We start from the raw sequence: 11,181 nt of genomic DNA, 5'->3' as shown, positions 1-11,181 counted from the left end.
TTTTCTAATCTTTTATATCCGGTATAGATGAATCTTGTTGTCTATATGGGGTTTGCATTCGTGCAATCGCATATGACTTAAGTGAAATGTAATACTCGTTAATATTGAATGTACCGTCGGCGCCCGATACTAAGCCGAGCGCATTACAACCAAGTTGATGAGTACTCGGTACATAATTTACATATTTTGCGTCAAATGGATTAATAGAAACGTCGGTGAACGTTAAGATTTTACCGATTACCCAATTGGCAATTGGCACTTCAAGTTTTTTACACCAATTTACTTCTATCTTGAGTAAATTGGCATCTTGTACATTGAGAAACACATCACCTTTAATATGCTTTTGTACTGGATTTCGATACATTAAATTATCGTTTGGGATTTCATACCAGACATTGCCGCTTCCATCTTTTCTTAAAACCTTATGTTTCTCGTAGACTTCGTTGGTAGGGTGTAATTGTTTAATTTGCGCGCCTACGCCAAGCATATTGCTCCCTTCAACATAAGCTCTTGCAAGCAAATAAGCCCTACCGACCTCAACACCAGAGGACTCATCACGCATAAATAATGGCGTCATACCTTGTGCGAGCGCTTCTCGCATTTTAGCCATACTACCGTGATTTAATGTTCCCGATCTCACAGCATCAAACGTTGCTGCGTTTAAAGTCATTTTGTCTCGGTAAATCGTCGCCCATTGAATTAAAAGCATAATTAATACAAGTACGATCGGAGCTAAAAATGGCAGACTGATTGAAAACTCAGCCATCGATTGTCCCAATTGCCCCCTTTTAACGTTATAAGTTTTCATAACTCGCTACTTTCGGTCCCTGATTTTTAGACGATTGGATCCGCATTAGCTCAAGAAATAGTTGGTCCATTCTATCTTTCGCTGCGGTGTCTACCACCAAATGATTCTGCGCTTCAATTAAAACATCAGTTGCTTGTCTAACACGTGCAATCGCAAGGTTATGCCAAGCTTTTGCGTGCTCGTTGTCACTTGATATACTGTTTTGATACGCATTAACTGCCGCGTCAAGACGGTTAGTGCGGGTGTAAATATTTCCCAACCGAAACCATGCCGGTGCATAATCTTTTTTATACGAAAGCAATTGACGATAAAGCCCTTCAGCTAGTTCTAAATGACCAGATTTGTACGCTGTATCTGCATTACCTTCTAACACTAATAAATCAATATTGTTCTCTTGTGCAGCACTTTTCGGTGCATTAGCAGTTGAACATCCATGAGTGAGTATTATTGCAAGCACGAATGCGATGCATCGAATAGATTTTAACCCCATGTAATTACACTCCCTTCTTTTAACTTTAGCTTTTCTGCGTTACCAGACTTTAGCTCCAATACATTTTTTGCGTTTTTGCATCGCGCGAATTTCCAAGGTGCTAAATGTTGATGTATTGACGTTATACATCCTTTGGAATCCAAAAATACCGCATCGATATCGTAGGCCATCCACATTGTGTGAATGCTATTACAAGGCATAATAATTAGACCAAAATTATTTGATATTTTGCGTCCAAGCAATCCACGAAGGCGTAACCAAATTGAATCTGCAATACCCAAATCAAAACCTGATATGTACTCACCATCGAGGATCAGTCTACTAACTCTCATCATTTACACTTCGTATATAAATTTCATAACTATTGGGAAAAATAAGATTGCAAATGTCACAGGAAATATGAATGCAACAAGCGGAAACACAAGTTTAACTGGCGCTTCTAGAGCCTTTTTCTCAGCACGCTGAAATCGTTCTACTCGTCTTTGGTCAGCTTGTATACGTAACGTAGAACCTAAACTCGCACCGGTACGTTCAGCTTGTGCTAAAGCACTTACTAAGTTATTGATCTCACTTATATGGACACGCTCAGCCATCGATCTAAATGCGTCGATTTTGCCAACACCAGAACGTAAGTCTCGCATTACTTTTTCAAACTCCACCTTTAATGGTCCATCAGGGCCTTTATCTACGGATTGCGCTATCGCGCCTGTTAAATTCAGGCCTGCTTCCACCGCCATAGTAATAAAGTCCAGATAAACAGGAAGCGCTTTAACTATTTTTAATTGACGTTTCTTTTTCAAATCACTTAACGTGACTAACGGTAAAAAGTAACCAGCAATCAACGCGAAAACAATATAGTCTAACGACATAGAGTCCAAAGCAGATAAACAAAACCATGTCATTAAACCGCATATCATTGACACAACAAGACGAATGCCAAAGTAGTCTTCTGCTGAAATAATGTAAGAAAGACCTGAAATTTGCAGTTTTTTATTGGTTTTAACCAAGTAATCAATTGGTAAACGTTCACCGATATAATAGGAAGCAATTTTAACCAAAGGCCATATAATCTTTAACGATGGTGGCAATGGGTCCATAAAATCACGCGTATCTTCAGGCACTTCCTGTTTTATTTTAGTAACGCTATATATACCTAGGCATATTGATGCGCCAAAGAAAAAAAGTATCCAATAAACCATTTTTACCTTCTAAACATCTATGTTAACTATTTTCTGAATAAAGAAATATCCGATGTACAACATGACTGATGACCCCGCAATGACAATCCATCCCATCGGTTCTGTAAATAAGCGTGACATATGAACTGGCTCCATGTGATACAGCACATATCCCAGAAAAATAGGTAAACACGTCATCACAATTCCTTGAATTCGACCTTGCGCAGTTAAACTATCAATTTTACCTTCCATCTCAATTTTCTTTCTAAGAGTCTCGCCTAGACGTTCGAGCGTTTCAGCCAAATTGCCACCGATTTCTTTCGAAATTTGCATACCTGAAACTACCAGTTTAAAGTCTTGTTCAGGCATTCGTTCGACCATGTTGTCTAGGGCTTCCATAAAATCGACCCCCAACCGCTGCTCTCTTAAAAAGAGCGAAAACTCTTGAGAAATTGGCGCTTCAGCTTCTTGCACCATAGCCTCTATGGCGTTAATTAAACTTGAACCTGAGCGCATTGATGCGCAGATCATATTCAATCCATCAGGCAATTGTTGAATAAACTTTTTACGACGTCGTTTTTGTAAATACTTGTACAAATAAGGCGGTAATATTGCCATGCCAATAACTGCAATTAACGCCACAAACCATGCGCCTGTATAAGCCCATACGACAATAAAAGTAACAACCATTAAGACAATGTTTCCAACAAAAAGCTTTCCTGGCTCTATAAATAAAAACATGTCAGAAAGGTTCCGCTTCGCATTGTATTTGAAGGTTTCATGGTATTTTTGCGCTAACTCTTGTGAAATAAAAGAGCCGCCGAACACCAAAATAGCGACGGATATACCGACTATTGCCATCAATAAGACACTAGACATTTGGCACCTCAGGTTTGAAGATACTAAGATCTACATCGATACCACGATCGCGAAGGTTTTCATAAAACTCTGGCACCATACCTGTAGCCATATAGTGCCCAACGACCTTCCCGTTCTGGTCATACCCTGTTTGCTTAAATTTGAAGATTTCAGACAATTGCAAGGTGTTGCCTTCTACGCCTGTAACTTCTGTAATCGACGTAACACGCCTTGAGCCATCACTAAAACGTGATTGTTGAACAATCATATTAACCGCTGAGCCGATTTGTTCGCGTATCGCCATTATTGGTAAGTCCATTCCCGCCATCATAACCATGACTTCAAGACGGGAAATACAGTCTCGGGGAGTGTTTGCGTGAGCGGTAGTTAAAGAGCCATCGTGACCCGTATTCATTGCTTGCAGCATGTCCAACGCTTCACCGCCTCGACACTCACCTACTACAATTCTGTCCGGGCGCATACGTAGACAGTTTTTGACTAAATCTCGGATTTCAACAGCACCTTTGCCTTCTTGATTGGGTGGGCGCGCTTCAAGTGATACTAAATTTGGCTGGTAGAGTTTTAATTCAGCTGCATCTTCAACTGTAATAATGCGTTCATCATCTGGAATAAAATTAGATAATACATTAAGTAATGTTGTTTTACCCGAACCTGTACCACCAGAAATAACGACATTTCGCTTATTTAAAACAGTTGTTTTTAAAAAGTTAGCCATATCTTCATTCATTGAACCAAAGTTAATGAGGTCTTCTATCTCTAACTTCTTTTCCATGAACTTACGAATTGTGATGCAAGGTCCCTTTAATGCTAATGGCGGAATTATTGCATTGACTCGAGAACCATCTTTTAAGCGCGCATCAACCATTGGCTGCCCTTCATCGATGCGGCGCCCAATTGGAGTCACTATTCGCTCAATTGCACTAAGCACTGCTTGTTGGTCGGTAAAGCTAATATCTGAAAGAAAAAGCTTTCCGGAACGTTCATAAAAGATCTCATCATAAGCGTTTACCATAATTTCAGACACATGTTCGTCGTTGACCAGTGCTTCCAAAGGGCCTAAACCAACAGATTCATCCAAAACCTCTTTAGCGAGCTCTTGTCCATCAATATGCGGAGGTACATTTAATCCTTTAATTATGTTTGAAATTAAATTTCCACTTTGAGAGCGCAATTCCTCATCAGACATTTCAGATACATTGACTCGTCGTAAATCAATCTGATTAATAAGCTCCTTGTGAACACGTTTACGCCATTCGTTACGCTCTCTAATTTTTTGTCGTGTCTCGTCGTTGTCACCTTGAGCCAAATCATGACCTTCGATTTTAGTTTCAGGCATTGGCTTGCTCGGAACTGAAATGTCAGTTTCGAGGTCTGCGCCTAAAGGTCTATTTGTTAACGCGCTTGTATTAAACGATTGGTTAGAATTTGAAGAATGTTTGTTTTCAGCTTTTACGTAAATATGATAACCACCAATTTCTATTCTATCAGACTCCGATAAAGGTCCTGCAGACTCAATTTTTTGGCTATTAACAAATGTACCTGTACGACTCGCTCTGTCTTCTAAAAAAATACCTTCGGGACGGTAATATAATTTAGCGTGTTCTTTTGACACTTTAAAACCGTGTAGTTTAATGTGATGATGCTTGTCTTTACCGATCAAACAAGATGGTTCACTACAACGAACTGTGCCTACATCTGTACCCTTAGCTGTTTTTATACTTATCTCAAACATAATAATTAATCCAAGATATTAAACATTTCGAGCTTTTCAGCGTCACCGATCAACTCTTTAGCACGTTTTAAACGATTTTGATGAGATTCGTCTTCAATTGGCACTATTTTTGGCGTAACTAGTATCACAAGCTCACTTTTCTTGTCGATAAAGTCGCGAGATTTAAAGAGCTCTCCTAAAATTGGAATGTCGCCTAACAATGGTACTTTATTAACAGATTTCGACATGTCACTATTCACAAGCCCAGAAATTACGAGCGTTTCACCATTTCTTACATTCACAACTGATTCGGTTTCACGGGTTTGAAAACCTGGATAACCGGCAACCGTAACCGATGGGTCGATAGCACTAACTTCCGCTTTTACATAAGACACGATGTTGCCACTTTCATCTGATGTCGGCTCAATTTCTAATTTAACACCATACTCTTTATATTCGACATTAAGCCCACCATTAGAATCAGTAATTGGGATAGGAACTTCACCACCCGCTAAAAACTTAGCCTTTTCGCCGCTTCGAGTGCTTAACGTCGGTCTTGCCAACGTACGAGAGTCGCCCTGCTCGTCTAACAATTGAATTTGCGATGCAAGTCCAGTCACAATTCCAAATGACGCATAACCGTTGCCTCCGATTGCAACATCACCGATAGATTCAACAATTTTGTCGCCAATGTCACTTTGTGTATATGTTGCAAATAAATCATTATGCACAAAGTTCTTTACGCCACCATAAGCAGGGCCTGCCATAGAATTGTCCCACTTTACACCTACATTTTTTAATGTGTTGTTACGCATTTCAACAATTTGTACATCCATGCGGATCATGTGTTTAAGATCAACTGATTGAGGAGATAAACTCAGCATTGAAGTTAAGTTTGGAATAACCTGAGATAATTTAAGCGCTTGTTTCATTGTTTCGCTACTCACCTCACCCTCTAAAACGACTAGTGAGCCAACTTGTTTGGCGCTTACACCTGGTAATCCTGCAACTAGTACACGTACTTGCTCGACAAGTTGCTCCATATTGACCGAATCTACGTTGACATAAATCTTTTTAGTATTGTTTGCCTCATCCCAAATTTGAATTTCAGTCTGTCCAAACTCTTCTGCAATAAGCAGTAAGCGGTTGTCATCTAATACTTTTGCACTAACGATGCCACCTTTACCAACCACTACTCGCGTAACTTTAGAAACCGGCAAAACTTCTATGGCACCCACATGCATATCAAGTTTAATACTTGCCAGCAAATAACTAGGAAAAAGCGCTACGACACACATCGCTAAATAAAATAAACTTCTCATTTTTATCCCTAAAACTTGTTATTCACATTATTTGCGAATGATTTCAATGTACTTAAATTTTCTTTAATTTTATTTTGGCTATTTACGCCTTCAGCGATACCACCGCTGCCACCAATAATGTATTCAACGTGATGCTCTCTTTCATTATGTAAAAAAACATCCGCCTCTTTTACAAGGCGATTTGTAACTTTAAGTTCATCAGTACGATTTCTAAGTAATGCCACAAAGTTTCCATATTCTTGTGCCAAAGATACTCGGCCTGCATCTTTAACTGACAGATCCAACGTCACTGTAGAATAATCTTCGCTCTCGCCAAAAATGCTTTGCTTGATCTTGTCTTTCTCGGAAATGCTCTGACGCCCTGTCGCTAACACAGTCACACGCTCTAATATTAAATGAAGGCTTTTTTCGTCTTGGCTTTGAGATAAATACAAATCAATGAAATCGCCAGGTTTTAACATGTTTGCATTAGAGTTATTTTCATTAATATTTATCGTTACTGCGCGACGCCCGTCTTGAAGGATGTCAGAGAATTGCTGCTGGCCCGTTTTTGGTACGTAAGAACGTAAAATAGGCTTTCCTGGTTGTACGTCATTCAGCATGATTTTGTTCGCAATTTGACCGAAGTCATTTGGGTGCACTGCGTCATCTGGCACATAGTCACTTGGGATTTCACGTACAACAACTGACTCAGGGGTTATTACATCACCACGTGACAAAGGTGAAACCGCCACTACTACAGGTACCTTTACAATGTCGGTACGTGCATACTGTTGTTTGATCTCCCCCTCTTTTACTTTTAGATAGTTTCCCACTGCCCAAGCGGCAATGCCACCTAACAACAGTGAAACGAATAACAGTATCCAGTTTCTATCCAAAAACTTTATAGACTTCATGTAACTAAAACCTCTTCCTTAGTTGTTTGTTATGTTTGTAGGGATTGGTGTTATGCTTTTTGCATAACTATACGCAGCGTAACTTTCTTTAATTTTTATAGTTAAGATTTCAATTGCATTTTTACCTTGATGCTCTTGTAAAAAACCGCCCAACTCATTACTTGGTATTGGCGTGAGTAACGCAGCAACGAGCGCCCCCGTCACGACGAAAAACTCAACTGCTGATTGTCCTTTTTGTGTCTTTTTCATCTATATGTCCGTGTCAACTTTAATTGCAGTAACAAAGGTTTGGTTATTTTTTCTTTCAAAGGTTACATTAAATTCGTTAGGCCCTTTACGAGCAAGCAAAACGCCCATTGTACGCTTTGGATGCACTTGTGCTTTCTCGACCGAAAACCCTTTCTTTTGAATAAACGTTTGATAAAAATTCATATTTTTAGAAATCGTACGACTATTCTTTAATACCAAGGTGTTTGAATATTTTGCGCCGTCTTTTGCTTTAATATTATTTAAAATTTCGCTTCCGCTTGGGCTCGGGATGTCTTCAATTTTTCTAACTATTCGCCTTAATGAGTTTGACGGCTCTTTTGATACTGAAACTACAGCAATAGAGTGAGGAAAATGTTGAATAACTTGTGCAGTATACAGGGCGTTGTCGTAGAGTTTACTTACCACAGTTTCGGTTTTTAGTGCTGTAACGCCAAAGTTGTTACCGTTTCGCTTCCATTGCTCAGCATAAAACTGAGCATGCTCTTCACGGCTCATTTTACTCTCTACTTGCCAAATAGAGACTTGTTTACTATCGATAAAAAGGTCGTGACCAACTACTTTTACTGACGCATCGTTCGGAAAATCAAGCGTAAAAGCATAAATTTGATTACAAAAAACAAGAGTGAATAGAACAAAAAAAACGTTGTACTTATTCATTTCGATACCTTTCCTTAGGAAGCTCTTCAATGGCTATATGGCCAAATTTCAAGTCACTGGGACCTAGCTTTTTAACAATTGGAATACCTGATTTTGACAATAAATTACGGGCCTTGTTTAAGATGTCACCATCTAAGAATGACGACGGCACAAGACCACGTACTTGGTTATAATTGTGTTTTGGTCCGCCAACATTCCAACCATCGGCTAAAAGTGACAGTGAGCTATTCATTACAAACTCAAATTCGCTACGCCGCTTGGTTTCACGACCACTAATATTCGACGGCTGATCCCGAAAACGCTCATCCTCTAGTAATAAATGACTCGCAATTTGTATTGAAGAGCTACCCGTAAAAAAGCTTTTATCATTGAAGTCTGTGCCACCCAATTCAAGCAGGTTTAACGAACCATTTGTGATACTCGAAATTTTACCCGGCGCTTTTCCGTTTCCAGACTCAACCTTGAAAAATTGTTGTTTACTTTGTTCCGCATTAGGATTAAAAGCTGCGAATAAACTCTGAGCATCATTTCGTTTCGATTGATTAAATTGGAATGTTGCATAACCATGTTCTTTTGCATTCCAAACCAATGATGACGGCAAGCTCGAGTTAATGGCTTTTTCTATCTTACCAAAAACTCTATCAGGCACCTCTTTTGATATATCCGTGGTTTGCTTTACTGCCAGTCGACCGTAACCGCTATTTGCGTAGTTTTCTGGTCCTTTTTCTAACCATACGGTTTTTTCAAATGCAACATAACGTGCGGCCATATCGTTGTAATGTCTCGCTTCAATGAGCTTTGAAAAATAGGGTAAAATTAGCATTAACGGAGCAATAACAAATGCCAACAATACAGATAGCTCGACAAGCGACTGTCCTTTATTACGTGAAATAAACATTTAGGCACCTGCTAAATTAAAGGAAGCTAACAAGAGAAGAAGATCTCTACGTTGATTATTATCGATGTCGGATAAGGTGTTTTGCCAGTAAGGGTTATATAGATTACCGTATTCAAATTTATTGTTTTTCCACAGGTCGTTCGCTCGATAATAATAAATCCGAGCTTTTGACGCTGATGATTGTTGATTTCTCGGCACTTGTAAGTGTTCTTCAATATTGATGTCTACTTCTTTAGTCGTCGCCTCGTTAATAGTGCCTATATTTAGCGATTTTGAAGATTGAATATCATTGATTGATTTCGACACAACAATTGTTACTGGTGGCGCATCATTTGATTTGTTAATTTTTTTTATCGAATAGAAATCATAAATGCCACCGTATGCATTATTGAACTCCGATTCGTTGTACCTTGCTCGATTTGATGCATCGCGATTTATCATACGCGAACGCCCATAATATTGGCGGCTTCTAAACTGACCTGTATCTTTATCCTCGCCAGCATGTGCTGCCCCCCAGCCGATTTCTAATTCGCTGCGACGACAACCTGAGCTGAATAAACTTTTTTTAAACCATTCTTTATGCCAACTTAATGTGTCCATTGATGTCCACGTTTCTGGGTCATATCTACCATTGTTAACAAGATCTGTACCGCCTGCCTGTTTGGTCCAGTAATTCATACTCATACCCAAAAAGCAGAAACTAATAATGTCGATCGTAAAAGGGAATGGCCACTCATGTGAGCGGTTTTTCATAAATGGGTCTCGAGAATTTAATATAACTTTATAGAAATCATTGTACCTGCCGGAATTATCTTGTCGGTTAAAGTCTCCTTGAAACCCACGCCAATCATTAAAAAGTGTATTGGCTAAGGTAGGAGCGGCAATCGCATCAAGAGATGCTTGGTTGTCATTGACTTTAATTACGTCATTAAGCGACTCAATCATGGTCGCTGATGAGGCGTAAGCCATAATATCTTGCGACATAGAAAGGGCGTTATTCACCAAATCAGTCGCTCTAACCGCAATTTCCATTCCTGGCTGAACAGCCACTTCATTAATATTATCTACCCACGCTTCAGCCTGAGAAAAAACAGGCCCAACGTAGGGAATATATCTAGCTACATTCTCAATGTTATCAATTGTTTCGACAAGAAAGTTGAACCATGACGCTACACCGACATATTGTCCCACTGCAACATGGTTGGCGATCATTGCGCGATTGGTGTACGCCTTAAAATTTAATTCTCTTACTAAATATTGTGAGCTACTCAATACGGCTGCATCGGCTGTATTCTGTAATCTCGTTTTATGAAGGTTTTGCTGAGAAACGTTATACAAATATAGTATGAATAGAACGATAATTGGCAGAAACATGAGTCCTACAACCAACGATTGACCACGCTGCTTTTTCATTTTCATCTCCATATGTAGTTCTAGGAAGCGAAACTTCCTAGAACTAATTAACTAACAATCCCTAATCGACACCACCAGAACCACTACCGCTACCACCTGAAGATTTATTTGCACCTTCGTTGTAGTTTCCAAGGTTGTAGTTCTTATCAGCCGTATTGCTCGCGTCATCAGCGGCGTCTTTCGCTGCTTGGATTTGACTGCTTGAATCGACACCCGATATTTCAGTTGAAATCGCAGCAGCTTGGTTACGGACCGTTTTCCCGAAAAAACTGTAAACACCAATTGCCGCTACTGCTATTAAAGCAACAATAATGATGTATTCAGTCATTCCTTGGCCATATTGGTACCGTTTCATAACCCACCTCAACTAAATAATGTTTAGCTTAGTTTGATGACTTATTAGCAGCTTCGTTATAGTTACCAAGGTTATAATTCTTATCCGCTACCTTAGAACCATCTTCTGCAGCCGTTTTAGCAGCTTGAATTTGTGTTGACGAATCAGTACCACCAACTTCTGTCGCTAGCGCTGAAACCTGGTTACGTACCGTTTTACCAAAAAAGCTATACACACCAATCGCTGCAACAGCAATTAAAGCAACAATAATAATGTATTCGGTCATACCTTGACCAAGTTGACGTTTTTTCACAATTTTCTCCTT

Annotated in this window: 14 protein-coding genes; all 14 read right to left on the bottom strand. The window is 39.5% G+C overall.

The genetic code is table 11. The features are described 5' to 3' along the window. Positions 1-4: 4 nt before the first annotated feature. The 14 genes from ACXAFE_RS06935 to ACXAFE_RS06870 all read right to left on the bottom strand — a co-directional run bounded on the left by ACXAFE_RS06935 (position 5) and on the right by ACXAFE_RS06870 (position 11,169). A complete protein-coding gene (locus ACXAFE_RS06935; protein ID WP_475150481.1) occupies positions 5-808 on the bottom strand; it encodes a TadE family protein in 804 nt (267 codons plus the stop codon). After that, positions 795-1,298 (bottom strand): tetratricopeptide repeat protein, encoded by a 504-nt coding sequence (locus ACXAFE_RS06930; RefSeq protein WP_475150478.1) that lies wholly within the window; start codon positions 1,296-1,298, stop codon positions 795-797. The genes ACXAFE_RS06935 and ACXAFE_RS06930 overlap by 14 nt, the downstream gene beginning before the upstream one ends. Further along, a complete protein-coding gene (locus ACXAFE_RS06925) occupies positions 1,289-1,633 on the bottom strand; it encodes a DUF192 domain-containing protein (protein WP_475150476.1) in 345 nt (114 codons plus the stop codon). The genes ACXAFE_RS06930 and ACXAFE_RS06925 overlap by 10 nt, the downstream gene beginning before the upstream one ends. Further along, positions 1,634-2,497 (bottom strand): type II secretion system F family protein, encoded by an 864-nt coding sequence (locus tag ACXAFE_RS06920; protein WP_138629743.1) that lies wholly within the window; start codon positions 2,495-2,497, stop codon positions 1,634-1,636. Positions 2,498-2,506: 9 nt separating this feature from the next. Next, complete coding sequence (locus ACXAFE_RS06915) at positions 2,507-3,355, bottom strand: type II secretion system F family protein (RefSeq protein ID WP_475150473.1); 849 nt, start codon at positions 3,353-3,355, stop codon at positions 2,507-2,509. Beyond that, positions 3,348-5,087, bottom strand: coding sequence for an ATPase, T2SS/T4P/T4SS family (locus ACXAFE_RS06910; protein ID WP_475150471.1), 1,740 nt, complete (start codon positions 5,085-5,087; stop codon positions 3,348-3,350). The genes ACXAFE_RS06915 and ACXAFE_RS06910 overlap by 8 nt, the downstream gene beginning before the upstream one ends. A 5-nt stretch (positions 5,088-5,092) precedes the next feature. Next, positions 5,093-6,388 carry a type II and III secretion system protein family protein gene (locus tag ACXAFE_RS06905; RefSeq protein WP_475150468.1) on the bottom strand — a complete coding sequence of 432 codons (1,296 nt, stop codon included), beginning with the start codon at positions 6,386-6,388 and terminating at the stop codon, positions 5,093-5,095. A gap of 8 nt (positions 6,389-6,396) precedes the next feature. Beyond that, positions 6,397-7,284, bottom strand: a complete 888-nt coding sequence (gene cpaB, locus ACXAFE_RS06900) for a Flp pilus assembly protein CpaB (protein WP_010560141.1) — start codon at positions 7,282-7,284, stop codon at positions 6,397-6,399. An 18-nt stretch (positions 7,285-7,302) separates the two neighbouring features. Then, positions 7,303-7,533 carry a hypothetical protein gene (locus ACXAFE_RS06895; protein WP_054979956.1) on the bottom strand — a complete coding sequence of 77 codons (231 nt, stop codon included), beginning with the start codon at positions 7,531-7,533 and terminating at the stop codon, positions 7,303-7,305. Beyond that, positions 7,534-8,211: a hypothetical protein gene (locus ACXAFE_RS06890; RefSeq protein WP_475150461.1), complete on the bottom strand. Its 678-nt coding sequence runs from the start codon at positions 8,209-8,211 to the stop codon at positions 7,534-7,536. Then, on the bottom strand, positions 8,204-9,109 hold the full coding sequence (locus ACXAFE_RS06885) for a hypothetical protein (RefSeq protein WP_475150458.1): 906 nt from the start codon (positions 9,107-9,109) through the stop codon (positions 8,204-8,206). The genes ACXAFE_RS06890 and ACXAFE_RS06885 overlap by 8 nt, the downstream gene beginning before the upstream one ends. After that, entirely contained in the window at positions 9,110-10,522 is a 1,413-nt protein-coding gene (locus tag ACXAFE_RS06880) for a pilus assembly protein TadG-related protein (protein WP_475150453.1), read from the bottom strand. A gap of 61 nt (positions 10,523-10,583) precedes the next feature. Further along, entirely contained in the window at positions 10,584-10,877 is a 294-nt protein-coding gene (locus tag ACXAFE_RS06875) for a Flp family type IVb pilin (RefSeq protein WP_475150449.1), read from the bottom strand. Between the two features lie 28 nt (positions 10,878-10,905). Next, the gene (locus ACXAFE_RS06870) at positions 10,906-11,169 is read right to left on the bottom strand and encodes a Flp family type IVb pilin (protein WP_082428564.1); all 264 of its coding nucleotides are present in this window, start codon (positions 11,167-11,169) and stop codon (positions 10,906-10,908) included. Between the last annotated feature and the right edge of the window lie 12 nt (positions 11,170-11,181).

Source organism: Pseudoalteromonas sp. ABV4_021 (genome assembly GCF_056159365.1).
This window is presented reverse-complemented; position numbering and strand designations above follow the sequence as displayed.